General features: G+C 63.9%; 26 protein-coding genes. 6 read left to right on the top strand and 20 right to left on the bottom strand.

The genetic code is table 11. The annotated features are described in order from the left end of the window. Nucleotides 1-60 precede the first annotated feature (60 nt). Nucleotides 61-486, top strand: a complete 426-nt coding sequence (locus AC0L2V_RS24660) for an OsmC family protein (protein ID WP_091592234.1) — start codon at nt 61-63, stop codon at nt 484-486. Nucleotides 487-585: 99 nt separating this feature from the next. On the opposite strand, the gene AC0L2V_RS24665 is transcribed toward AC0L2V_RS24660, so the two are convergent. The 6 genes from AC0L2V_RS24665 to AC0L2V_RS24690 form a co-directional block, all read right to left on the bottom strand. Beyond that, the gene (locus AC0L2V_RS24665; protein WP_027153735.1) at nt 586-1,224 is read right to left on the bottom strand and encodes a YceH family protein; all 639 of its coding nucleotides are present in this window, start codon (nt 1,222-1,224) and stop codon (nt 586-588) included. A gap of 88 nt (nt 1,225-1,312) precedes the next feature. Then, the gene (locus AC0L2V_RS24670; protein ID WP_473513156.1) at nt 1,313-2,092 is read right to left on the bottom strand and encodes a succinate dehydrogenase iron-sulfur subunit; all 780 of its coding nucleotides are present in this window, start codon (nt 2,090-2,092) and stop codon (nt 1,313-1,315) included. 64 nt (nt 2,093-2,156) lie between these two features. After that, nucleotides 2,157-3,995 (bottom strand): succinate dehydrogenase flavoprotein subunit, encoded by a 1,839-nt coding sequence (gene sdhA, locus AC0L2V_RS24675; protein ID WP_473513158.1) that lies wholly within the window; start codon nt 3,993-3,995, stop codon nt 2,157-2,159. Between the two features lie 4 nt (nt 3,996-3,999). Beyond that, on the bottom strand, nt 4,000-4,374 hold the full coding sequence (gene sdhD / locus AC0L2V_RS24680) for a succinate dehydrogenase, hydrophobic membrane anchor protein (protein ID WP_268929907.1): 375 nt from the start codon (nt 4,372-4,374) through the stop codon (nt 4,000-4,002). 23 nt (nt 4,375-4,397) lie between these two features. Then, nucleotides 4,398-4,817 carry a succinate dehydrogenase, cytochrome b556 subunit gene (sdhC, locus tag AC0L2V_RS24685; protein ID WP_023800581.1) on the bottom strand — a complete coding sequence of 140 codons (420 nt, stop codon included), beginning with the start codon at nt 4,815-4,817 and terminating at the stop codon, nt 4,398-4,400. Nucleotides 4,818-5,202: 385 nt separating this feature from the next. Then, complete coding sequence (locus tag AC0L2V_RS24690) at nt 5,203-5,547, bottom strand: hypothetical protein (protein ID WP_023800582.1); 345 nt, start codon at nt 5,545-5,547, stop codon at nt 5,203-5,205. A gap of 227 nt (nt 5,548-5,774) precedes the next feature. Between AC0L2V_RS24690 and AC0L2V_RS24695 the strand changes: the two genes are divergently transcribed. Then, nucleotides 5,775-6,143, top strand: coding sequence for a hypothetical protein (locus tag AC0L2V_RS24695; RefSeq protein WP_473513159.1), 369 nt, complete (start codon nt 5,775-5,777; stop codon nt 6,141-6,143). On the opposite strand, the gene AC0L2V_RS24700 is transcribed toward AC0L2V_RS24695, so the two are convergent. Further along, nucleotides 6,127-7,350: a GGDEF domain-containing protein gene (locus tag AC0L2V_RS24700; RefSeq protein WP_473513161.1), complete on the bottom strand. Its 1,224-nt coding sequence runs from the start codon at nt 7,348-7,350 to the stop codon at nt 6,127-6,129. The genes AC0L2V_RS24695 and AC0L2V_RS24700 overlap by 17 nt on opposite strands. Nucleotides 7,351-7,529: 179 nt before the next feature. Further along, nucleotides 7,530-8,741 carry a GGDEF domain-containing protein gene (locus AC0L2V_RS24705; protein ID WP_473513162.1) on the bottom strand — a complete coding sequence of 404 codons (1,212 nt, stop codon included), beginning with the start codon at nt 8,739-8,741 and terminating at the stop codon, nt 7,530-7,532. Between the two features lie 161 nt (nt 8,742-8,902). On the opposite strand from AC0L2V_RS24705, the gene AC0L2V_RS24710 reads away from it, so the two are divergent. Further along, nucleotides 8,903-9,214 carry a hypothetical protein gene (locus AC0L2V_RS24710; RefSeq protein WP_023800585.1) on the top strand — a complete coding sequence of 104 codons (312 nt, stop codon included), beginning with the start codon at nt 8,903-8,905 and terminating at the stop codon, nt 9,212-9,214. 50 nt (nt 9,215-9,264) lie between these two features. Here the strand turns inward: AC0L2V_RS24710 and leuC are convergent, their stop codons facing one another. The 5 genes from leuC to rplS all read right to left on the bottom strand — a co-directional run bounded on the left by leuC (nt 9,265) and on the right by rplS (nt 14,298). Further along, nucleotides 9,265-10,674, bottom strand: a complete 1,410-nt coding sequence (gene leuC, locus AC0L2V_RS24715; protein ID WP_473513164.1) for a 3-isopropylmalate dehydratase large subunit — start codon at nt 10,672-10,674, stop codon at nt 9,265-9,267. Nucleotides 10,675-10,946: 272 nt separating this feature from the next. Next, a complete protein-coding gene (locus tag AC0L2V_RS24720; protein ID WP_473492600.1) occupies nt 10,947-11,582 on the bottom strand; it encodes a class I SAM-dependent DNA methyltransferase in 636 nt (211 codons plus the stop codon). 56 nt (nt 11,583-11,638) lie between these two features. Beyond that, nucleotides 11,639-12,454: an amino acid ABC transporter permease gene (locus AC0L2V_RS24725; RefSeq protein WP_473513166.1), complete on the bottom strand. Its 816-nt coding sequence runs from the start codon at nt 12,452-12,454 to the stop codon at nt 11,639-11,641. Nucleotides 12,455-12,700: 246 nt separating this feature from the next. Beyond that, on the bottom strand, nt 12,701-13,498 hold the full coding sequence (locus tag AC0L2V_RS24730; RefSeq protein WP_023800590.1) for a transporter substrate-binding domain-containing protein: 798 nt from the start codon (nt 13,496-13,498) through the stop codon (nt 12,701-12,703). A 260-nt stretch (nt 13,499-13,758) separates the two neighbouring features. Next, complete coding sequence (gene rplS / locus AC0L2V_RS24735) at nt 13,759-14,298, bottom strand: 50S ribosomal protein L19 (RefSeq protein ID WP_023800592.1); 540 nt, start codon at nt 14,296-14,298, stop codon at nt 13,759-13,761. Nucleotides 14,299-14,631: 333 nt separating this feature from the next. Between rplS and AC0L2V_RS24740 the strand changes: the two genes are divergently transcribed. Continuing rightward, nucleotides 14,632-15,384: a sulfite exporter TauE/SafE family protein gene (locus AC0L2V_RS24740; RefSeq protein ID WP_091592219.1), complete on the top strand. Its 753-nt coding sequence runs from the start codon at nt 14,632-14,634 to the stop codon at nt 15,382-15,384. On the opposite strand, the gene trmD is transcribed toward AC0L2V_RS24740, so the two are convergent. Then, entirely contained in the window at nt 15,366-16,064 is a 699-nt protein-coding gene (gene trmD / locus AC0L2V_RS24745; RefSeq protein ID WP_023800593.1) for a tRNA (guanosine(37)-N1)-methyltransferase TrmD, read from the bottom strand. The two genes, AC0L2V_RS24740 and trmD, sit on opposite strands and share 19 nt — an antisense overlap. Then, nucleotides 16,061-16,660: a ribosome maturation factor RimM gene (gene rimM, locus AC0L2V_RS24750; RefSeq protein WP_287222732.1), complete on the bottom strand. Its 600-nt coding sequence runs from the start codon at nt 16,658-16,660 to the stop codon at nt 16,061-16,063. Before rimM ends, trmD begins: the two co-directional genes overlap by 4 nt. Nucleotides 16,661-16,793: 133 nt before the next feature. Between rimM and AC0L2V_RS24755 the strand changes: the two genes are divergently transcribed. Together AC0L2V_RS24755 and AC0L2V_RS24760 are read left to right on the top strand one after the other, a co-directional pair. Further along, nucleotides 16,794-17,732, top strand: coding sequence for a tyrosine recombinase XerC (locus AC0L2V_RS24755; RefSeq protein ID WP_473513168.1), 939 nt, complete (start codon nt 16,794-16,796; stop codon nt 17,730-17,732). A gap of 115 nt (nt 17,733-17,847) precedes the next feature. Further along, the gene (locus AC0L2V_RS24760; protein ID WP_287222728.1) at nt 17,848-18,930 is read left to right on the top strand and encodes a TraB/GumN family protein; all 1,083 of its coding nucleotides are present in this window, start codon (nt 17,848-17,850) and stop codon (nt 18,928-18,930) included. Between the two features lie 367 nt (nt 18,931-19,297). On the opposite strand, the gene AC0L2V_RS24765 is transcribed toward AC0L2V_RS24760, so the two are convergent. The 5 genes from AC0L2V_RS24765 to odhB all read right to left on the bottom strand — a co-directional run bounded on the left by AC0L2V_RS24765 (nt 19,298) and on the right by odhB (nt 23,690). Continuing rightward, complete coding sequence (locus AC0L2V_RS24765; protein ID WP_473521457.1) at nt 19,298-19,504, bottom strand: hypothetical protein; 207 nt, start codon at nt 19,502-19,504, stop codon at nt 19,298-19,300. A gap of 124 nt (nt 19,505-19,628) precedes the next feature. Beyond that, complete coding sequence (lpdA, locus tag AC0L2V_RS24770) at nt 19,629-21,035, bottom strand: dihydrolipoyl dehydrogenase (protein WP_473521458.1); 1,407 nt, start codon at nt 21,033-21,035, stop codon at nt 19,629-19,631. Nucleotides 21,036-21,073: 38 nt separating this feature from the next. Further along, nucleotides 21,074-21,829 carry an SDR family oxidoreductase gene (locus tag AC0L2V_RS24775; RefSeq protein WP_128170452.1) on the bottom strand — a complete coding sequence of 252 codons (756 nt, stop codon included), beginning with the start codon at nt 21,827-21,829 and terminating at the stop codon, nt 21,074-21,076. After that, nucleotides 21,826-22,314 carry a hypothetical protein gene (locus tag AC0L2V_RS24780; protein WP_091592210.1) on the bottom strand — a complete coding sequence of 163 codons (489 nt, stop codon included), beginning with the start codon at nt 22,312-22,314 and terminating at the stop codon, nt 21,826-21,828. The genes AC0L2V_RS24775 and AC0L2V_RS24780 overlap by 4 nt, the downstream gene beginning before the upstream one ends. A gap of 68 nt (nt 22,315-22,382) precedes the next feature. Then, complete coding sequence (odhB, locus tag AC0L2V_RS24785) at nt 22,383-23,690, bottom strand: 2-oxoglutarate dehydrogenase complex dihydrolipoyllysine-residue succinyltransferase (protein WP_473521459.1); 1,308 nt, start codon at nt 23,688-23,690, stop codon at nt 22,383-22,385. Nucleotides 23,691-23,701: the final 11 nt, after the last annotated feature.

Raw genomic sequence — 23,701 nt, forward strand, 5'->3', positions numbered from 1 at the left:
GCGCGCTATAGTCGACCAGACGCCGATCACGGCTCAGCCACCACAATCAAGGAGGACTTCATGGACCGCACCGCAAACGCCGTCTGGAAAGGCAATCTGAAAGAGGGCAACGGCACGCTCGACACGCAGAGCGCGGCCCTGAAAGCCACGCCCTACTCGTTCAAGGCGCGGTTCGAGGACGAAAGCGGCAAGGCCGGCACCAATCCGGAGGAACTGATCGCAGCGGCGCATGCCGGCTGCTACGCCATGCAGTTCTCTCACTTCCTGGCCGAGAACGGCACCCCCGCCACCGAACTCGACGCCAAGGCGGTGGTGACGCTGATCCCTGGCACGGGGATCACAGGCAGCGCGCTCACGGTGGTCGGCAAGGTGCCGGGCATCGATGCGGCGAAATTCCAGGAGCTGGCCGAGAAGGCCAAGGCCGAATGCCCGGTCTCGAAGGCGCTCGGCGCCATAAAGGTTTCGCTCGACGCCAAGCTCGGCTGAGCAGATGGCATGAGGTGATAAACGCCGGCTCCAGGGCCGGCGTTTTCATTTGTGGGACGTAAGCGATCCTTCACGTCCCTCCAACACCTCAAAAGGTCATCAGCGTCCGTCGCCGGTCAGCGCGTCGATGCGTGCGCGCAGCTGCGCAACCTCCTCCTCGAGCGCCTGCACGCGCGCTTCGAGATCCGAGGCCGGCGAAGGCGCTTGCAAGGGGGCCGCGGCAGCCGACAGCTGCACCGGCCCGCCCAGGAGATGCACATAGCGGTCCTCACGCTGGCCGGGACCACGATCGATCTGCTGAACGAGCGGCGGCTTGCGGCCGATCAACAGGTCGAGGTTGCTGCGAAGTTCGTCGATGGAGGGCAACCGCGCCATGCGCTCGCTTCGCGCCAGCAATTCATAGGCGGTTTGCGGACCGCGCAGCAACAGCAGCCCAAGCAGCGCAATCTGCGCCGAGGTCAGCGAAAAGCGCTGCGCGACGACATGCTCGTAGCGCTCGACACGCGAGGCAAAGACCTGCCTGACCAGCCCCTTGTGCTCGAGTTGGCCAAGCGCTCGTCTCACCTCGACAAGCTCGACCGACATCACCGGCTCGCGCGCCGTCTTCTGGTTGGCGGCGGCAAGTGCCGCATTGAGCGTCAGCGGGTAGATGTCGGGCGTCAGTTCCTTCTTTTCGATCAGGCAACCGAGCACGCGCGCTTCGACGGGAGAGAGGATGGGGAGTTCGGTATCGGTCATGGGTCGGCTATCCTTTGAAGTCGGCAGGACAGCGCCGGCGCGAAGGATCACTACCGACGAGATGATCCCTGCAGCAACCCGTCCGAAGCTAAACCCTTCTCTCCACCATCATCTTCTTGATCTCGGCGATCGCCTTGGCCGGGTTCAGCCCCTTGGGACAGGTCTGGGCGCAGTTCATGATGGTGTGGCAGCGATAGAGCCGGAACGGGTCTTCGAGATTGTCGAGCCGTTCGCCCTTGGCCTCGTCCCGGGAATCGATCAGCCAGCGATAGGCCTGCAGCAGCGTCGCCGGGCCGAGATAGCGGTCGCCGTTCCACCAGTAGCTCGGACATGAGGTCGAGCAGCAGGCGCACAAGATGCATTCATAGAGCCCGTCGAGCTTTTCGCGGTCCTCATGGCTCTGCAGCCATTCCTTGGCCGGTTCGGGCGACACCGTCTTCAGCCACGGCTCGATCGAGGCGTGCTGGGCGTAGAAATTGGTGAGGTCTGGCACCAGGTCCTTGACCACCGGCATATGCGGCAGCGGATAGACCTTGATCGCACCGGAAATGTCGTCGCAGCCCTTGGTGCAGGCAAGCGTGTTGGAACCGTCGATATTCATGGCGCAGGAGCCGCAAATGCCCTCGCGGCAGGAGCGGCGCAGCGTCAGCGTCGGGTCGATCTTGTTCTTGATCCAGAGCAGCGCGTCGAGCACCATCGGCCCGCAATCGTCCATGTCGACGAAATAAGTGTCCATGCGCGGGTTCTCGTCATCGTCCGGCGACCAGCGGTAGATGCGGTACTCCCGCAGATTGGTCGCACCCTCCGGCTTCGGCCAGGTTTTTCCCGCCTTGATCTTCGAGTTTTTCGGAAGGGTGAGTTCGACCATTATCTCAGGTCCTTTCGGATGACGAGTTTCAGCCCGGACCGAGTCCCGTTTACGGCGGCCATCATCAATACACCCTGGCCTTGGGCGCGATCTTGGCCAGGTTGATGCCGCCGTCTGCTTCCCTGAGCAGCGGCTCGGTGTGCACCGGCCGATAGCTGAGCGACACCTCGCCGGCCTCGCTGAGCCGGGACAGCGTGTGCTTGCGCCAGTTCGCATCGTCGCGCGCCGAAAAATCTTCTCGCGCATGTGCGCCACGGCTCTCCTTGCGCGCCTCGGCGGCGTAGACCGTGGTGATGGCGTTGGCCATCAGGTTTTCCAGTTCCAGCGTCTCGACCAGGTCGGAGTTCCAGATCATCGAGCGGTCGAACACTTTTACGTCCTTGAGTTCGCCCCAGATCTGCGAAATGCGCTTGCAGCCGCTTTGCAGTGATTCCTGGGTGCGGAACACCGCCGCATCGTCCTGCATCGCCTTCTGCATCTTTTCGCGCAAAACCGCCGTCGGCGTCGAGCCGTTGGCGTGGCGCAGCCGGTCGAAGCGGTCCATGATCCTGTCGACCGAGGCTTCGTTGGGCGACGGGATCGCCGCGTTGCGGTCGATCACCTGGCCGGCCCGGATCGCCGCCGCGCGGCCGAACACCACCAGATCGATCAGCGAGTTGGAGCCCAGCCGGTTGGCGCCGTGGACGGAGGCGCAGCCGGCTTCGCCGACCGCCATCAGCCCGGGCGACACCTGGTCCGGGTTCAAGGCGGTGGGGTTGAGCACCTCGCCCCAGTAGTTGGTCGGCACGCCGCCCATATTGTAGTGGACCGTCGGCAGCACCGGGATCGGCTCCTTGGTCAGGTCGACGCCGGCAAAGATCTTTGCCGACTCCGAAATACCCGGAAGTCGCTCGTGCAAAACGGCCGGATCGAGGTGGTCGAGGTGGAGGAAAATATGGTCCTTGTTCTTGCCGACGCCGCGTCCCTCACGAATCTCCAGCGTCATGCAGCGCGAGACCACGTCACGCGAGGCAAGGTCCTTGGCCGACGGCGCATAGCGCTCCATGAAGCGCTCGCCCTCTGAGTTGACGAGATAGCCGCCTTCGCCGCGCGCGCCCTCGGTGATCAGGCAGCCGGCGCCGTAGATGCCGGTCGGGTGGAACTGCACGAATTCCATGTCCTGCAGCGGCAACCCGGCCCGCGCCGCCATGCCGCCGCCATCGCCGGTGCAGGTGTGCGCCGAGGTCGCCGAGAAATAAGCACGGCCATAGCCGCCGGTCGCCAGCACCACCGTTTTTGCCGAAAAACGGTGGATGGTGCCGTCGTCGAGGTTCCAGGCGACGACGCCGGTGCAGGTGCCGTCCGGCTCCATGATCAGGTCGAGCGCGAAATACTCGATGAAGAACTGCGCGTTGTTCTTCAGCGACTGGCCGTAGAGCGTGTGCAGGATGGCGTGGCCGGTGCGGTCCGCGGCCGCACAGGTGCGCTGCACCGGCGGGCCGTCGCCGAAATTCATCATATGGCCGCCGAACGGCCGCTGGTAGATCTTGCCCTCTTCGGTGCGCGAGAACGGCACGCCGTAATGCTCGAGCTCGTAGACGGCGGCGGGTGCTTCGCGCACCAGATATTCCATGGCGTCGACGTCGCCGAGCCAGTCCGATCCTTTCACGGTGTCGTACATGTGCCACTGCCAGGAATCGGGGCCCATGTTGGACAGCGAGGCGGCGATGCCGCCCTGAGCGGCGACAGTGTGCGACCGCGTCGGGAAAACCTTGGTGATGCAGGCGGTGCGCAGACCCTGTTCGGCCATGCCGAGCGTGGCGCGCAGGCCGGCGCCGCCGGCGCCGACCACAACCACGTCGAATTTGTGGTCGACATAGCTGTAGGCGGACGCCGTGTTGGCGTTGTTCGCGTCCTTGGCCAAAATATCAGCCTCCAAATGCCAGTTTGAGCAGGGCGAAGATCGAGGCGACGCCGACCACTACGGGAAAGAATGTGTTGAGGGCGAGCAGCGCCAGCCTCATGCCCTCGCCATGCACATAATCCTCGATGATCGCCTGCATGCCGAGCCGCATATGGTAGAGCCCGGACAACAGCACCAGGGCCAGGACCAGCGCCACGAACGGGTTGGCAAGTGCGGCGCGCACTTGCGCATAGCCGGCGCCGTTCAGCGCGATCAGAAAGCCGACGAAGAACAGGATCAGCGGAATGTTGGCAATCGCCGTCAGGCGCTGGCGCCAGAAATGCTCCGTGCCCTCGCGGGCGGAGCCGAGGCCGCGGACCTTGGCCAGCGGCGTGCGCATGTCGTTGTTGTGGTGGCTCACGATCAGGCTCCCCGCGCCATGTAACCGGCGATCCAGATCAGCAGCGTCAGTACGACCGAGCCGGCCAGCGTCGCCCAGGCGACCCTGGAGGCGGTGTCCTTTTCAAGACCGGCCCCGGTGTCCCAGATCAGATGGCGCACGCCGCCCAGCATGTGGTGCATCAGCGCCCAGGTATAGAACAACAGCACCAGCCGCCCCAGCCACGAGCCGAAGGCCCAGTTGACGGCATCGAAGGTGGATTGCGAGCTCGCCGCCGCCATCAGCCACAGCGCGACCAGCAGCGTGCCGAAATAGAGCGCCCCGCCGGTGATGCGATGGATGATCGACATCGTCATCGTGATCGGCGGTCGATAGACGGTCAGATGCGGCGAAAGCGGCCGTTCACGTCTGGCAAATTCGCGGGTGGCTGGTGATTTGCTCATGGCTCCCCCAGTTCGGCGTCTCTGGAGCCCCAGGTGGAAATGCGGCATTACCGCTTCCGGTTGCGACTTTGGACAGCCCGGTTTCTAATGCTCTTTTTGCACCGCGTCAAAGCCGGAAAATCGTTTCGAAAACGTAATTTAGTCTGACAAAAGGCGGTGTTTGGGTTCAATCGATTAGGGCGCGACCCAAAGCCGGCGCAAGGTTCGCTGCGGTGCGGTATGTGGTTTCGATCTTACGGCTTGGAGCATGTTGAGATTCAGGTCAGGCCGTGGCGAAAACAGTGGTTCCGAGAACCGGAACGGAGCGTACCTTTGGGTACATGAGTACCGGAAGCGCAGGAAACCCCTGTTTGCAGACCGGCCTCACCTGAATATCGGCATGCCCCTAGCGCTTGCAGGTCAGCGGCGTCCTCCCGCCCTTCATCACCAGCGCGTCGCGCCCGTCGATCACGATTGCGTCATGCGCCGCGCCAAAGCGGCTGTTTTGATTGGCTGGCGAGGCCGGCAGGTCCTCGCTGGCGCCGTCCGGGCCAAGCACCCGCACCGAAGTGCCGAGATTTTCGATGGTGATCCTGGCGCCGTCGGCGCAAGTATAGGTCGCGGTGCGCGGCTGCGGTGAATCGGCGAGCGGATTTCCGGCCTTCGGCGCATTGGTCTGAGACACGCAGGCAATTGTGGTCAGCAATGGACAAAGGGCCAGCGTCACCCGAAACGTCCGGCCTAACGCCATATGCTGCCTCCCTGCGCGTCAATCCAGCCGCGATGCCTTGCCAAGATCACCGATGTCGCGCTCGGCGCCGGCTGCGATGGTGGCGGCAAGCATGGCCGAAAGATGGCCGCGGATATTAACCATGTTTGCCGAGACCTGGCGGCCAGCAGGGCTGGCCTCTTAACAATCGTTAATAAAAGGTTAATTATGATTCGAGCAAGACTCGGCCTCTGACAAATGGGGACGCCATGCATTCGAATTCAGCCAGATCGCGCCTTCGGGCGCCCCTCTCGATGGCCATCGTCCTGGTGGCGGTGGCCATCGGCTTCGCAGCGCCGGCACGCGCCGGGACGCGCGACCGCGTCTATGCCGATTCGTTCGGCAATCTCGTCATCGAGAGCGCCGCCGGCTACAAGCGCATCCTCGTTGGCGAGGGCGAATTGGCCAAGGAAATGTCGGATTACGTCGGCGCCGGCCGGCCCAAGATCGTCTATCAAGACGAACCGGACGATGTCAGCAGCCGCGACTGCTACAGGCCGCCGGTTTTCGTCAAGGGCCGCAGCTATATGTACGGTCTTTCCGACGGCGAGATGCCGGAGCTTAGCCCCTGCCGCTGATCTTCGGCCCGGCATTGGCGACAGCCGGCTGCCGGGCGGCGATTGATCCTATCGAGATCCGCACGCAATTGCGTCCGCTGCCCTTCGCTTGATAGAGCGCTTCGTCGGCGCGCCGCAGCAGGTCGGAAAAATTCTCAGTCGGGTGGAGCTCGGCAACGCCGAAGCTGGCGGTGCAACGATGGTTCGCCGGCAGACAGTCGATCGGCAACGCCCCGAAAGCGCTGCGCGTGCCTTCGGCGAAGAGCCGCGCGGCGGCGAGGTTGGTTCCCGGCAGGATGATGGCGAATTCCTCACCACCGATGCGGCCGGCGACGTGATGCTCGGCGGCCGCATCACGCAGGAAGCCGGCAAAGGCCTCGATGACCCTGTCGCCGGATGCATGGCCGAAACTGTCGTTGATGCTCTTGAAATGGTCGAGGTCGGCGATGACCAGCGCGACCGGAATACCCCTGCGCACGGCGTCACGCATCGCAAGCTCGGCATGACGCTCGAAGCCGCCACGGTTGAGCAGCCTCGACAGCGTGTCCGTCTCCGACTTCGACGTCGCTTCGGCGAGCACGTCGCGGACCAGAATGATCAGGATGAGAAGCGCGATTGTCATGGCAAACACCGTGCCAAGCGATTGCGACACCAGAGCGTAGTTGCTCTGCAGATAGGCCTGCGGATTGGCTCCCCAGCCGCCCATGGCATGGGCGATGAACGGCTTGCTCACGAATTGCAGGGCGCTGGCCGCCAGGACGGCCATCAGCGCATGATCGAGCCAGTCGCGTCTTTGCCTTGACGACCAGACGATGCCGACGCCGACGAACTGCATGGCGGCATAGGGAAGCTGGTAGGCCATCATGCGGGCAAGCGACTGGCGCGGCAGATCCTGCACGAAATACACGGCCACGGCGGCCGCAAACAGGAAGACGAGCATCGGCAGCCAAGGCGGCGCCACGCCGTATTTATGGGCAAGCCCGCCATTGAAGGCGATGGTGGCGCCCAGGAAAACGGCGAAGCCCGCGACGACTGCGGGTCGTGCATTGTCGAAGAGCGGAATGCTGAACTCGATGGCGAAATAGGCCATCCCGAGCAGATAACCGAAGACCAGCCAGCGCGCCGGCGCGCGCGCCACGTCGTTGAACGATATGGTCATGAAGGCGGCCGCCAGCAGGCCGGCGACGAGCAGGTTGATTGCAAGGATGAACTCTGCGCCGCCGCCCATGTGGTCTTTCACACTCCCTGCGACAGCAAATCACGAACGGCCGAAAAAGACGTTAACGTGGGCGTAGGACGGAATGCGCTCGAATTTGAACCGCGCACCCCGCGCTGTTTGTTTGTTTGGCGCGATTTCTGCGGCGCCAAGCGATTCCCTTGGCTGCAAAATGCTCTAGACTTGGACGATCAGCCGGCTTTGAGCGGCTCCACGACCAGCGCCGTTTCCGACCGTCCATGGGGCGACCGTTCATAGGATAGCCGCACGCTGTCGCGGCCGTTCCGTTTGGCCTTGTAAAGTGCCTCGTCGGCGCGGCGCATCAGCGGCTCCAGCCCCTCCTCGCCGGTGCGGGCCGCCACGCCGAAGCTCGCCGTTACTCTTGTGCCGAGCGGAAGCCCGTCGACGCTGCCTGCCGAATAGACCGCGCGAATGGCTTCGGCAAACAGCCTTGCCGCGCCAAGGTCGCTCAGTGGCAAAAGCACGGCGAACTCCTCGCCACCGATGCGGCCGGCGACGCAGCTGGTGCCGGCAGCCGATCGAAGCTTGGCGGCGAAATCGGCGATCACGCGATCACCCGCCGCATGCCCGTGCAGATCGTTGACTGCCTTGAAGTGATCGAGGTCGGCGAGCACCAGCGCGACCGGAAGTTTGGCGGTGGCGCAGTGCCGCAGGAGATGCGTGGCGCGTTCCTCGAAGCCGCGCCGGTTGAGCAGGCCCGACAGCGGGTCGGTGTACGCCTCGGCCTTCAGCGTTTTCATCACGTCGAGCGCAGCCGCGCAGAACAGGCTAAGCGCGATGAGCAGCGACAGCAGCGCATGCGACAGCAACGCCGTCGTCCAGTAGGACGAGGCATAGAACCCGTCATAGCTTTGGTAGGGCCCATGCGCGATGACGATAACGAGGGTGCGCGCGACGAAATTCAGCCCGGAAAGCAGCGACAGCACGAACAGCATCATTTCCGTCGGGCCCCTGTCGCGCACCACGCGCAGTTCGGCGGCGACAACCAGGCTGAGCCCGCCGAAAGCGAAATTCATCGCCAGGATTCGCCAGGTGAGATCAGGCTGGATGAACATGAACCAGCAAAAAGCGGCCAGGCCGCTGCTCGCCAGAAAGCCGATCGCAACAAAGGGCACGCGCCGTCCATAGCGTGTCACGATCGCGCCGGCGAGACCACTGGCGGCAATCGCGAAGCAGGTGACGGAGAGCAGTTTGGTCGGCGCCATGCCGATGGGTAGGGTGAAGTACTGCAGCAGGAAGCCGGCCGCCGAAAGCCAGTAGCTGGCAGCGAGCACCGCCAGATAGGCGCAGTGACGCTGATAAAACCACAGCACGAGAAACACCGCGCCGAGCGCAAGCGCGATCGTCGGGTTGAGCAACCCTGTCAGCAGACCGTTGTCCAAAGGACCGTGAACCCCCACGCTTCCGTGAGAGAGACCTTAGGGCGCAAGCCCCAACAAGCGGTTAAGCAAAGTCGAATATGCGTGAGGCTGCCATGAAGCCGCTGCACGGAACTTGAAACCGCGACCGGCGTTTTCCAGCAGCAATCGATGGAGACGCTTTCATGGCCGATACGATCATGCTGACCGACCACGAGGCAATTCGCTCTTGGGCCGCGTCACGTGCCGGATTTCCGGCAATCGTCGATGTATCGCCCGAAACAGGCACGCAAGCCATGCTGAGGCTGGTTTTCGGCCAGCATGCCTATCAGGACCAGGACCAGGCCGAACGCCCGGCCAACGCCGGCGGCTACGAACTGGTCGAATGGGACGAATGGTTCAAGCTGTTCGACGAACGGCAGCTGGCGCTCGTGGTGGCAAAGGATGAACCCGGCCGCCGTGAGCAATTCCACGAATTCGTCAGGCGCCCGGCGTGAAGAGAACCCGAACCGCATCGCGGTTCGGGTTCTGGCAACTCGTCAGCGGGTTATTTCCACTCGCGGATGTCGACGAAATGGCCGGCAATCGCCGCCGCCGCCGCCATCGCCGGCGACACCAGATGGGTGCGGCCCTTAAAACCCTGGCGGCCCTCGAAATTGCGGTTCGAGGTCGAGGCGCAGCGCTCATGCGGCTTCAGCCGGTCGTCGTTCATGGCAAGGCACATCGAGCAGCCCGGCTCGCGCCAGTCGAAGCCGGCGGCGACAAAGATCTTGTCGAGACCTTCGGCCTCCGCCTGCTCCTTGACCAGACCGGAGCCCGGCACGATCATCGCATCGACGTGAGGGCTGACTTTCTTGCCCTCGACCACCTTGGCGACAGCGCGCAGATCCTCGATGCGGCCGTTGGTGCAGGAGCCGATGAAGACGCGGTCGAGCGCGATATCGGTGATCTTGGTGCCTGGGGTCAGGCCCATATAGTCGAGCGCGCGTTGCTTGGACGTACGCTTGTTCTCATCGGTGATATCGTCTGGGTTCGGCACGATGCCCTGGACCGAGACGACGTCCTCGGGCGAGGAGCCCCAGGAGACGATCGGCGGCAGTTTCGCCGCGTCGAGCACGACCACCTTGTCGAAATGCGCGCCCTCGTCGGACTGCAGCGTCTTCCAGTAGGCGAGCGCGGCGTCCCATGCCTCGCCCTTCGGCGCGCGCGGCTTGTCCTTGACATAGGCGAAGGTTGTCTCGTCAGGCGCGATCAGGCCGGCCCGGGCACCGCCCTCGATCGACATGTTGCAGATGGTCATGCGGCCTTCCATGGACAGCGCGCGGATCGCTTCGCCGGCATATTCGATGACGTAGCCGGTGCCGCCGGCAGTGCCGATCTCGCCGATGATCGCCAAAATAATGTCCTTGGCGGTGACGCCTTCCGGCAGCACGCCGTCCACGCGCACCAGCATGTTCTTGGCCTTGCGCTGGATCAGTGTCTGCGTGGCCAGCACATGCTCGACTTCCGACGTGCCTATGCCGTGCGCCAATGCGCCGAAAGCACCATGCGTCGAGGTGTGGCTGTCGCCGCAGACGATGGTCATGCCAGGCAGCGTAAAGCCCTGCTCCGGACCGATGATGTGGACGATGCCCTGGCGGATATCCTTCTCGGAATAGTATTCGACGCCAAAATCCTTGGCGTTCCTGGCCAGCGCCTCGACCTGGATGCGGCTTTCCTCGTTCTTGATGCCGAACTTGCGCTCGGGCGAGGTCGATACATTGTGATCGACCACGGCCAGCGTCTTTTCCGGATGGCGGACCTTTCTGCCAGTCATGCGCAGGCCTTCGAAAGCTTGCGGGCTGGTCACTTCATGGACGAGGTGACGGTCGATATAGAGCAGGCAGGTGCCGTCGTCCTGGCGGTCGACGACATGGTCGTCGAATATCTTGTCGTAGATGGTGCGCGGTGCGCTCATGTGCGTAAATCCGTCGATATGAAAATGGGAAGCGACTAGCGCCGGCTAGCCGGCAAACACGGCCTAGCCCGGATATCTCAGCGAAGTCGGCTGGTCAGAGCGCCGGAAACGCGCGCCGAGAACCGCGACGGCAGGCGTTTTCTGTCCTGCAGCACGAACCCCTTGTAAGCCGGATCGCCAAAAAGCTGTTCCATGGCGTGGCTCATACCAATGTTTTGGCTTTTCGGCAATCGCGGCGGCGTTCGCAGAACCTGGGTTCTGCAAACCGGTATTCAAACCACCTCGAACACAAATGTCTTCACCAGCGCCTCAGGTTCGGCGATCGCATAGCAGCGGAACCACGGGCTTTCTTCGACCGGCCGCCATTTTTTCGCCTGCTCCAGTTCGTCGAACGTCGCCTGAAACCCGCCGCTCGCAAAAACCTGGTCGCGAACGGTGAAGATGGCGTGGCCGCCCTTCCTGGTGATGCGCACCAGTTCATGCAGGCCGGAGGCCGGTGCATGGCTGATGGTGAACACGCCGGTCGAGAAGAAGGCGCGGAAATGCCCGTCCGGCCAGGGCAGCGGATCGCCGAGCATCGCCTGTTTCAGCTCGCTGTAAGCCTGCCGGCTGCCGGCGATTTTCAGCATTTCAGCCGACAGGTCGAGCCCGGCGATGTCCTCATAGCCCAGCGCCTTGAGCGACGGTCCCGACAGGCCGGTGCCGCAGCCGGCGTCGAGCAGCGGCCCTTCGCCTGACGGCACATGGCGCGCCACCCAGGCGGCGATCAGGAACGGCAGGAGGTAGCCGAGCGCGGCGGTTTCGCTGTCATAGGTCGCAGCCCAGGCGGCGTAGGCCTTGGCAAGCGCTTCCGGCGTGTCGGCCGTATAGACCGCATCCAGCGCCGCATTGGCTTTGTCGACGATCACTGCTTTCTCCGGACACAGGACATATGCCGCATGGTAGCGCCGTCCTCGCCTGCCGCCTATCGCTCATCTTGGCGGCGCAGCCGCTTCTCCACCGCCCGCAGGGCCAGCGACAGGCCGACCGTCAGGATGAGATAGATATAGGCGACGATCGAATAGGTCTCGAAGAAGCGGAACGAGCCGGCGGCATAGATCTTGCCCATCTGGGTGATGTCGGCGACGCCGAGCACCGAGACCAGCGAGGAATCCTTGACCATGGCGACGAAATCATTGCCGAGCGGCGGCAGGATGGTGCGGATCGCCTGCGGAAAGACGATCAGCCGAAAACGCTGGGTGCGCGTCAGCCCCAGCGCCTTCGCGGCCTCGATCTGGCCCTTCTCGACCGCCTCGATGCCGGCGCGGAAGACCTCCGAGATGAAGGCCGAGTAGCCGATGGTCAGCGCCATGATGGCGCGCCATAGCAACGATACGTCGCGTATCATTAGCTCGCCGAACAGGCCGGCGCTCTGCAGCGGCGCCGTCAGCGCGTTCCATCCCGCGACGAAGGCCGGCGCGCCGGCGAAGGCGATCCAGAACAACAGCACCAGCATTGGCACGCCGCGAATGATCTCGACATAAAAGCGCGCGATCTGACGCAGCCAGCGCGACCCCGACAGCCCCATCAGCGCAATGGCGAGCCCGATTGCCGAGGCCAGCGCGAAGGCGACCATTGTGACGAACACGGTGATGCCGATGCCCTTGGCCACGGTCGCGAAAACCTGGGCATAGAGGTCGCTCGCGGCGATGAAGATAGCGGCTGCCAGGGCGAGCGCCGCGGCCGCGGCGAGCCACCAGGGGAAGTCGGACTTGGCGGTGGAAGCTGCGGGCGTTGCCATCAGGGCGCGCCGACGAACCAACGGCGCGCCGAGGCACCCCCCTCTGGCCTGCCGGCCATCTCCCCCTCAAGGGTGGAGATCGGCAGCTTTGACTTCGCCGCCCATTCTGCAAGCTTGAAAATTGGCGAAGGCCGAAGCGGCATCCAATCTCCCCCCTTGAGGGGGAGATGTCCGGCAGGACAGAGGGGGGTCTCGTAGAGCAAAGTCAGTGAGCGTTCTAGCGCGCAATCGTCAAGCAAGACGAGCTCACTGGCCCATCTTGTAATCAAGGAACCATTTCTTATTGAGCGCGTCGAGCGTGCCGTCGGCCTTCAGCGCGGCGATGGCTGCGTTGACCGGTTTCACCAGATCCGAGCCTTTCGGAAAAATAAAGCCGAAATCCTCGGTGCCGAGTGGTCCGCCGATCAGCTTCAGCCCGCCATTGGACGCCTCGACATAGCCCTTGCCGGCAGTGCCGTCGGTCAGCACGACATCGACGTCGCCGGTCTTCAGCGCCTGCACCGTGGCGCCGAACGTCTCGAACAGTTTTATGCGCGGGTTCTGCTCGTTGCCGTCGAGCACGCTGTAGACAGCGGTGTAGAACGGCGTGGTGCCGGCTTGCGCGCCGATCAGCCCGTCCTTGAAGGCGCCGAGCGTCTTGGCGTCGGTGAAGCGCTTCTCGTCGCCGCGCACCAGCATGAACTGTTCCGAGCGCATATAGGGGTCGGAGAAATCGACCTTCTGCTTGCGATCGTCCTTGATGGTGATGCCGGTCATGCCGATGTTGTACTGGTTGTCGGAAACTGCCTGGATCATCGCGTCCCAGGAGGTGTTCTGGTATTCGACCTGGAAATTCAGCCGCTTGGCGATCTCGTTCATCGCGTCATATTCCCAGCCGATTTGCTTGCCGGTCTTGGCGTCGATGAACTGCAGCGGCGGATAGGCGTTTTCCGTCACCACCACCACCTTCTTGCCGCCCAGATCGGGCAGCGCCTGCGCCAGGGCGGCGACGGGCGCAAGTACCAGAGCCAACAGGCCGGCCAACAGCAGTTTCGATTTGATCATGGTACACCCCGTGCATTTGAACGGCCTCGACATTGTCGAGGCTTGCAGGAAATCCGGCGCCGACTTTAGCTTTCCGCAGGCGCCTTGCAAGCCGGCTTGATGCGGCTTCGCGCGAAAATGGATTCGATGCATTCAGAACGTTACGGAACGGTCCGTTTCGATTGCGCACCGAACGCGGCCCGGCAAAATCGAAACCCATTCCGCGAGGCAAAAAAAGGCGGCCGAAGCCGCCTTTCCGAAACATGGTTGTTGAATTCGCCTTATTCGGCGGCAGCGGCTTCCTCGGCCTTGGCGGCCTCGTCGGCGGCCTTCTTCTCGGCGGCTTCCTGCGCGGCCTTCTCGGCGGCAAGCGCCTGGGCGGCTGCCACCTTCTCGGCCTCGATGCGGGCCTTCTCGGCGTTCAGCGCATCGCGCTCCTCATCGTTCAGCTTGCGGGCGCGCACGCCGGTGTTTTCCGAAATGCGGGCCGACTTGCCGCGACGATCGCGCAGGTAATAGAGCTTGGCGCGGCGCACCTTGCCGCGGCGCACGATCTCGACGCCCTCGACCATCGGCGAAAAGACCGGGAACACGCGCTCCACGCCTTCGCCGTAGGAAATCTTGCGAACGGTGAAATTCTCCTGGAAACCGGCGCCGGCGCGGGCGATGACGACGCCCTCATAGGCCTGGACGCGGGTGCGGGTGCCTTCGGTCACGCGGACCTGGACGCGTACGGTGTCGCCGGGCTGGAATTCGGGAAGCTTGCGCTTGGCTTCGATCTTGGCGGCCTGTTCGGCCTCGAGCTGACGGAGGATATCCATCTCTACAAATCCACTTCTTGTTCTTCCGACAGTCAGAGCGTCCGACACTCGCCTTGCAGTTCCATTAACCGCTCGGCTATGCCCTTTGTTCGAGAACATCTGGGTTCGAGAACATCGGGCAGGGGCGACTACACCGTCATTGTTGACGGGTCCGGCAGATTTTCTCCCGGTTCGGCGCGCACATACAGCTATTTCGACGCTTTGTCACGCCTTTGCCACGTTCTTTTTTGGTCGTTGGTCAACGTCGCAATCTTCCGGCACAGGGGTTGCGTTGAAGGCCCAAGCTTTTTAAGCCGGGCAGAACGTGAGTTTCCTCCGGCGGCAACACCCTCCATGCCAGTTCTCGATGCGGCCCTGCTCTTTTTCGCGGGCTTTCTGTCAGGTGCCGTCAACGCCATAGCCGGCGGCGGGACATTCATAACCTTCGGCGCCATGTCGCTGGTCGGCTTGCCGCCGATCGTCGCCAACGCCACCTCGTCGCTGACGCAATTTCCCGGCTACATCACCTCGACGCTGGCCTACTGGTCCGACATCAAGCATTTCTGGCGCACCGCGTTGCTGCTCGGCCTTATCTCGGCTTTTGGCGCGCTGGCCGGTGCGCTCATCCTTCTGGCGCTCGACAATCCGTCGTTCCGCGTCCTGGTGCCCTGGCTGCTGCTCGCGGCAACCGCGCTGTTCGCCGCCGGGCCGTGGCTGAAGCCGGCGCCCAAGCCGGGCCGTCAGGCCGCGGTGGGTTCGCTGGTCGGTTCCCTGGCGCAGTTCGCCACCGCCGTCTATGGCGGCTTCTTCGGCGCCGGCATGGGCGTCATGATGCTGGCGACGCTCGGCCTCACCCAGGCCGGCGACTATCACCGCCTCAACGCGCTGAAGAACCTGCTGGCCGTGGTCATCGCGGCAGTAGCCATCCTGGTCTTCGTCTCCGGCGACGTCATCGCCTGGCGGCAGGCGATCGTCATGATACCGGGCGGCGCGCTGGGCGGCTATGCCGGCGTCTGGATCGCCAAGCGCGTGCCGCAAATTGCCGTGCGTGGCTTCGTCGTCGGGGTCGGCGTGTTTCTTGCCTTCTATTACTTCACCAAGGGCTGAGCGGCTAACAGGTCCGGCCGCCGCTCTTTCGTCAATCTTTCCGATTCGGCGCGTCGCCACGCGGCGATCTTCTGATGATTGCCCGAGGTGAGAACCTCGGGGATTTGCCGGCCCTCGAATTCCTGCGGACGCGTGTAGTGCGGATGTTCGAGCAGGCCGTTTTCAAAGCTCTCTTCATCGCCCGACACCGTATTGCCCATCACGCCGGGCAACAGCCGCACCACGGCGTCGAGCAGCACCAGCGCTGCCGGCTCGCCGCCGGAGAGGATGAAGTCGCCGACCGAGACCTCCTCCAGCCCCCGCGCATCAATCACCCGCTGGTCGACGCCTTCGAAGCGTCCGCAGACGATCACCGCGCCCGGCCCCGCGGCCAGTTCGCGCACACGCACCTGCGTCAGCGGTTTTCCACGCGGGCTCATCAGCAGCCGTGGCCGTGGATCGCCCGGTGGCGAGCTATGGTCGATCGCCTTGGCCAGAACGTCGGCGCGCATCACCATGCCGGCGCCGCCGCCGGCCGGCGTGTCGTCGACGGTGCGATGGCGATCGGTGGCGAAATCGCGGATCTGGATTGCTTCCAGCGACCATGTGCCGGCCTCCAGCGCCCGGCCGGCCAGCGACACGCCGAGTGCACCGGGAAACATTTCGGGATAGAGCGTCAGCACCGAGGCGGAAAAACTCACCGGTTGCCCCCGGCGTCCTTCGGCCCGCGCGGCCTGCCCTTCGGGTCGAAACCATCGCTGCCAGGAGCATCGCTGTCTTCGTCATCGATCAAGCCCGCCGCCGCCGGATCGATGCGGACGAAACCGTCCTTGATCGACACGTCAGGAACGGCAGCCTGCGTGAACGGGACCAGCACGCCTTTGCGCCCCGCCAATATCACGTCGAGGATATCGCCACCGCCGAAATTGTGCACGGCGACGACCTTGCCGATGTCAGCACCGGTATCGTCCCGGACCGCCAGCCCGACGAGATCGGCATGATAGAACTCGTCCTCTTCGCCGTCGTCCGGCAGCATCGAGCGGTCGACGAATAATTCCGTGCCGGCGAGCGCCTCGGCAGCGTTTCGGTCGCTGATACCTTTGAAGCGCACCACCACGACGTTATTGGCCGGCCTGATGTCGACGATCTGGAAGGCGCGGCCGTCCCTGGCATAGAGCGGCCCGTAGTCGGCCAGCGCCAGCGGATCGCCGGTGAAGGTTTTCACGCGCAATTCGCCCTTGATGCCATGGGCGGCGCCGATCACGGCCATCTGGACAGGGTTTTGCGGTTTGGTCATCGGTGGAAAAATCCTTTGCCTTGCTCTAGCTCCACGCTCTTGTCATTTCAATGACGCGGCTCTTCACCGCTTCCTAACCCGGCTGCCGGAAGATCGCCCGGAAAATGGAAGAGCGGCATATCGGAAGAGCGCAATGCAGGAATTCCTCATCCCGGCCGAGCGAGACCTTCAGGCGGCCCGCGAAAGCTGGCTCAAGATGCTGGCGCGCGAGCGCCGGCTGTCGCCGGAAACCGTGGAAGCCTATGAGCGCGACACGCGCCAGTTCCTGCACTTCCTGACCGGCCATTGCGGCGGCTCGCCCGGCATTTCGGATATAGCCGATCTGCGCCCGGCCGATCTGCGCGGCTTTCTGGCGACCCGCCGCGCCGGAGGCGCCGGCGCCCGCACGCTCGGGCGGGGGCTTGCCGGCATCCGCTCGCTGCTGCGCTTTCTGGAGCGGCGCGGCCTCGTCAATGCGGCGGGTGCTGCGGCACTGCGCGCGCCGCGGCAGCCGAAGTCGCTGCCCAAGCCGCTGACGGCAAGCGATGCGAAACACGTCGTTTCGGTGGAAGGCCAGCTGGCGGAGCAACCGTGGATCGCCGCCCGCAACGCCGCCGTGCTGACGCTGCTCTACGGCTCGGGCCTGCGCATTTCCGAGGCGCTCGGCCTGTCCGGCGGCGATCTGTCGTCGCCTGATGAAACGGTGCTGCGCGTCACCGGCAAGGGCGGCAAGACGCGGCTGGTGCCGGTGCTGCCGATCGCGTTGCGGGCGATCGCCCAATACCGCCGGCTCTGCCCCTATCATCTCGATCCGAAGGGTTTGCTGTTTCGCGGCGCCCGCGGCGGCCCACTCAACCCGGCCATCGTCCAGCGCGACATGGCCAAGCTGCGCTCGGCGCTCAATCTGCCGGACACCGCCACGCCGCATGCGTTGCGCCATTCCTTCGCCACACATCTGCTTGGGCGCGGCGGCGACCTGCGCACCATCCAGGAACTTTTGGGCCACGCCAGCCTGTCGACGACGCAAATCTATACCGGCGTCGACACCGCGAGGCTGCTCGAAATCTATGAAGCGGCCCATCCGCGGGCGTGACCGACGCATGATTTCGCAAAGTTGCAGCCAGGATATGCGCCGTGGAACGATGTCCGAGACAATTTTGCCGCGCCGGTTAACCGTTTCGCCGTTCTTTGTCTCTACAAAGCGAGCCATGAAACGCGTCCTTGCCATCGCCGACCGGACGGCCTTTGCTTCGCTGAAGCTGCTCGTCGCGCTGAACGTCCTGTTTTTCCTCTCTTTCCTCGTCATCGCGCTGCTCGCCGCCGGCAAGGCACGCGCTGAAACCCCAAGGACTGAAACCCAGGTCTGCGCCGGCGCCGACATGCTGTCGGCCCTGCAGAAGGACGACCCGGCCGCCTACCGCAAGATCGAGACGGAAGCGGCCGCGACACCGAACGGCAAGGGCCTGTTGTGGAAACTGGAAAAGGCGGGCGAAAGACCGTCCTTCCTGTTCGGCACCATGCACATGACCGACCCGCGCGTGACCACGCTGCCGCCCGCCGCGCAAAAGGCCTTTGACGGCGCCGACACTGTCGTCATCGAGACCACGGAGGTGCTCGACAAGCAGAAGATGATGGCGGCGTTCCTGAAAGAGCCGGAGCTGATGATGTTCACCGACAGCACCACGCTGTCCTCGCTGCTGTCGCCAGACGATGCGGCGGCGGTGAACAAGGCGCTCGACGCGCGCGGCATTCCACCGGCGAGCGTCGCCAAGATGAAGCCGTGGATGCTGTCGACCATGGTCGCGCTCCCGGCCTGTGAACTGGCCCGCCAGGCCGGCGGCACGCCGGTGCTCGACATCAAGCTTGCAGAGGACGCCAAAGCCTCAGGCAAGGCCGTCGATGGGTTGGAGACCGTCGCCGACCAGCTTCGCGCCATGGCCTCGCTGCCGCTGGCGTTTCACATGAAGGGCCTCGTCGACACGCTGAAGCTCGGCGACAGGGTGAACGACGTCAATGAAACCATGATCGTGCTTTACCAGCGCGGCGACACCGGCATGCTCTGGCCGCTGTTTCGTGCCGTCCTTCCCGGCGACGAGGACGATTCGGCAAGCTATGCCGCCTTCGAAGAAATCATGATCACCAGCCGCAACAAGGTGATGATCGACCATGCCAGGCCGATCCTCGCCAAGGGCAACGTGTTCATGGCGGTCGGCGCCCTGCACCTCCCTGGCGCGGAGGGCCTGGTCGAGGATTTCCGCAAGGCCGGCTACGCTGTCACCGCCGTCGACTAGTTGCACGGTTGAGTTGCGGGCCCGGCAAGGCGTGATTCGAGGCGAGGCTTTGCCCGAGTCGCCGGAGGTTTGTCTCAGTACAGGACGGTCGAAAGGTTTAATTTGGCTCGATCACTGCGGGTTTTGCGAATAAAGTGCTTGCAGACAAACGATTCCCGGCGAAGAATGCCCTGTTTTCGGCGTTTTCGATCCCTAGCGTGAAACCTGTTCAACGATTGCGCGTTGATGTGTGTTGATTGATGCTTTTCATCCACGGAGGACACTTTTATGGCGAATCCAAACGACCCGCACACCACCCCGACACCCCCTCCCAGGTCGGGTGGCAGCAGCACCGGCTGGCTGATTGCCCTGGTTGTCGTTATCCTGGCTATTGTCGCTTATTATATTTTTGGAACAACCGGTGAGGCGCCAGAGCCTGGTGAACCGCCGGCTGCAACCACGCCGGCCCCGGCGCCAGCGCCCGCTGAACCGACGCCTGCCCCGGCGCCTGCAGAGCCTGCACCTGCCCCGGCGCCAGCAGAACCAGCGCCTGCTCCGGCTCCGGCTCCGGCTCCGGCACCCGCAGAGCCAGCACCAGCCCCGGCGCCCGCACCAGCCCCGCAGTGATCGGCTGCTGACTTCAAATACGAACGGCCCGCTGAAAAGCGGGCCGTTTTTGTTTGAGCCGTCAGATGGCTGCCGGAGTTCCTTGGGAAGGCCTACATGTGGATCGGCTTAAAGAAGGTCGCCAGTGCCGCTTCCTTCACCGCTTCCGACATCGTCGGATGGGCGTGGCAGGTGCGGGCAAGATCTTCCGACGAGCCGCCGAACTCCATCAGCACCGCCGCCTCGTGGATCATCTCGCCGGCGCCGAAGCCGACGATGTGGACGCCGAGCACGCGATCGCTCTGCTTGTCCGCCAGGATCTTCACGAAGCCGTCGGTGTGCAGCATGGCGCGCGCCCGGCCATTGGCGCTGAACGGAAACTTGCCGGCCTTGTAGTCGATGCCGGCCGACTTCAGCTCTTCCTCTGTCTTGCCCACCGAGGCGATTTCCGGACTGGTGTAAACGACGTTCGGGATCACTCCGTAATTCACATGGCCGGCTTGGCCGGCAATGATCTCGGCCACCGCCACGCCCTCGTCCTCGGCCTTGTGGGCGAGCATCGGCCCGGCGATGACGTCGCCGATGGCGTAGATGCCAGGGACATTGGTCGTGAGATGGCCGTCGGTCTTGACTCGGCCGCGCTCGTCGATCTCGACCCCGGCCTCCTTCAGCCCGAGACTGTCCGAATTGGCCCGGCGTCCGGTCGCGATCAGCACCGCGTCCGCCTCGATCGTCTCGGCCGCGCCGCCCTTGACCGGCTCGAAGGTGACGGTGGCGCCCTTCTTGGCCTTGGCGACACCGGTCACCTTGGCGCCGAGCCTGAATTCGATGCCTTGCTTGGACAGCATGCGCTGGAACTGTTTGGCGACCTCGCCGTCCATGCCGCCGAGAATGGTGTCGAGGAACTCGACGACGCTCACCTTGGCGCCGAGCCGCGCCCATACCGAGCCGAGCTCCAGCCCGATGACGCCGCCGCCGACCACCACCAGGTGGCCCGGCACCTTGTCCAGCGACAACGCGCCGGTCGACGATATGATTACCTTCTCGTCGATGTCGACCTTGACCCCCGGAATGCCGGCGACGTCGGAGCCGGTGGCGATGACGATGTTCCTGGTCTCGATCTCCTCGACCTTGCCGTCCTCGCCGGTCACCGACACTTTTTCGGCAGACAGGACCTTGCCGGTGCCGCGAAAGCTGTCGATCTTGTTCTTCTTGAACAGGAAGGCGACGCCGTTGACGTTGGACGCCACTGTCGCGTCCTTGTGCGCCATCATCTTTTCCAGATTGAGCTTCGGCGCGCCGATCTCGACGCCCAGCGTATCAAAGGAGTGGCCGGCCTCAGAAAAAATCTCGGAGGCATGCAGCAGCGCCTTGGACGGGATGCAGCCGATATTGAGGCAGGTGCCGCCGAAGGTCGGGTTCTTCTCGACCACCGCCGTTTTCAGGCCGAGCTGCGCCGCCTTGATGGCGCAGACATAGCCGCCTGGTCCCGATCCGATGATAACGACGTCATAAGCCATGATTTGTCCTTCTGGTCTGCACTCAGCCTTGGCTGGGATTAGCGGCCGCCGCCCACTTCCAAATTCGCCCCTGTCGTATAGGACGCCCCGTCCGACAGGAGCCAGAGAATTGCCGCGGCGACCTCTTCGGTGGTCCCCGCCCTTTGCATCGGCACGCCGTGACGCATCCTCTCGACGCGATCCGGCTGTCCGCCGGAGGCATGAATTTCGGTATCGACAATCCCTGGACTGACCGCGTTGACGCGAATGCCTTCGCCGGCTACCTCGCGCGCCAGGCCGATCGTGAAAGAATCGATCGCGCCCTTCGAGGCAGCGTAGTCGACATATTCGCCCGGCCCGCCAATTCTCGCTGCAATCGAGGAGACATTGACGATGGCGCCGCCGTTGCCGCCATGGCTGGTCGACATGCGCTTCACCGCTTCGCGGGCACAGAGCATGGGGCCAATGACGTTGATGCGCATCATGCGCTCCAGCCGTGCTCCGCTCATTTCGTCGACACGCGCCCTCTGGTCGACCACGCCAGCGTTGTTGACGAGCGCATCGAGCGGCCCGAAGACATGATCGATCCTCTCGAACATCGCCTGGATATCGGCCTCGCTGCCAACGTCGCCCTTGATGGCCAGCGCTTCGCCGCCGGCCTGTTCGATTGCCTCGACAAGCGCCGTGGCAGCAGCCTCATTCGATGCGTAGTTGATCGCAACACGGTATCCAGCCGTGACGGCAAGCCTGGATGTGGCAGCGCCGATGCCGCGGCCGCCGCCGGTCACCAGCAGCACTTTTTTGGCCGCGCTCATTCCTGACAGCCCTTCAACGAAAAAACATCCCACGGCACCTTTGAAAACCCGTTGGCGCCATAGGCGGTCGACCTCTGCAGCGACGGTCCGAGGTCGGGAAAGATCAGGGTCTTCGGAGCATCTACCCCTTCGGCCGGCAACAGAGCGATGTTGCCCTTGTCATCCGCACTGTAGACGACCCCCTCCCACAGCGTGCAGGCGGCGAGCTCGTCGCCGGTGACGTCGCCTGTCGGGCATTTGTACATCAGCGAACCATGCGGCCGCGCCACGCCTTGCGTCCACATGACGATCCCGTCGAGAACGACATCGTTATCGAGCACCATCTTGAAGGTGTTGGTGACGACAGCCGATCCCCCGGTCGGCCTGAAATCGATCTCGGCCGCACTTTCGGCATCGCCATAGACGGCGAGTTCGAGCGGGCATGCGGCAAAGGCTGCCGATCCCGTCTGCGCAATGCCGGCCGCGAGCACAGCTGCGAAAAACATTCCGGAGTGCAAAGGAGAGGAACTCATTCGGTGGCGCAGATCCATTCTCCGGCTCACCTCGACCGGGCCTAGAGATCGAGCACCAGCCGTTCCGGATCCTCCAGGCTTTCCTTGACCCGCACCAGGAAGGTCACCGCTTCCTTGCCGTCGACGATGCGGTGATCGTAGGAGAGCGCCAGATACATCATCGGCCGGATCACGATCTGGCCGCCGACCACCACCGGCCGCTCCTGGATCTTGTGCATGCCCAGGATGCCCGACTGCGGCGCATTGAGGATCGGCGTCGACATCAGCGAGCCGTAAACGCCGCCGTTGGAAATCGTAAACGTTCCGCCTTGCATATCGGCCACGGAAAGCTTGCCGTCACGCGCAGCAATGCCCAGCCGGCCGATCTCCTTCTCGATCTCGGCTATTCCCATCTGATCGGCATCGCGCACGACAGGCACAACGAGGCCTTTTTCGGTGCCGACGGCGACGCCGATATGGGCGTAGTTCTTGAAGATGATGTCGGTGCCGTCGATCTCGGCATTGACGGAAGGGATTTCCTTCAGCGCGTGGATGACGGCCTTGGTGAAGAAGCCCATGAAGCCCAGCTTCACGCCGTGCTTCTTCTCGAACACGTCCTTGTATTTGGTTCTGAGCGCCATCACCGCGCTCATGTCCACCTCGTTGAAGGTGGTCAGCATGGCGGCGGTCGACTGCGCTTCCTTGAGGCGGCGGGCGATGGTCTGCCGCAGCTTGGTCATGCGCACCCGCTCTTCGCGCGACGCGTCGTCGGCCGAGGACGGCGCACGGGCGGCGACCGGTGCAGGGGCCTTCGGCGTCTCGGAAGGCTGCGACGGAGCGCCCCTGGCGATCGCGTCGAGCACGTCGCCCTTGAGCACCTGGCCGCGCTTGCCGGAACCCGAGATCTGGTCGACCGCGAGATTGCTCTCGGCCAGCAGCTTCGCCGCCGCTGGCGCCGGCGGCATCGCGCGCGCCTCGATCGGCCCGGCATCGCCGGCGATCTTGGCGGTCTCGGCCGCGGCTTGCTTGACGGTGGCTGCGGCGGTCGGCGCCGAGGCCTGCGATACCGCGTCCTGCTTCGCTTCGGACGTTGACGGCTTCGCGGCTTCGGGTGCTGCCGCCTTCGCCCCATTGCCCGCCGAAATCATGCCGAGCAAAGCACCGACTTCGACCGTCTCGCCTTCCTTGACGGCGATCTCGCTGAGCGTTCCTGCGGCCGCGGCCGGCACTTCGACCGTGACCTTGTCGGTTTCGAGTTCGACCAGCGGCTCGTCGGTGGCGATCGCGTCGCCCACCTTCTTGAACCATTTGCCGATGGTCGCCTCGGTGACGGATTCGCCAAGAGTGGGGACGCGGATTTCGGTAGCCATTGTGCCTGTCC

The sequence above is a fragment of the Mesorhizobium sp. WSM4814 genome, assembly GCF_055811595.1.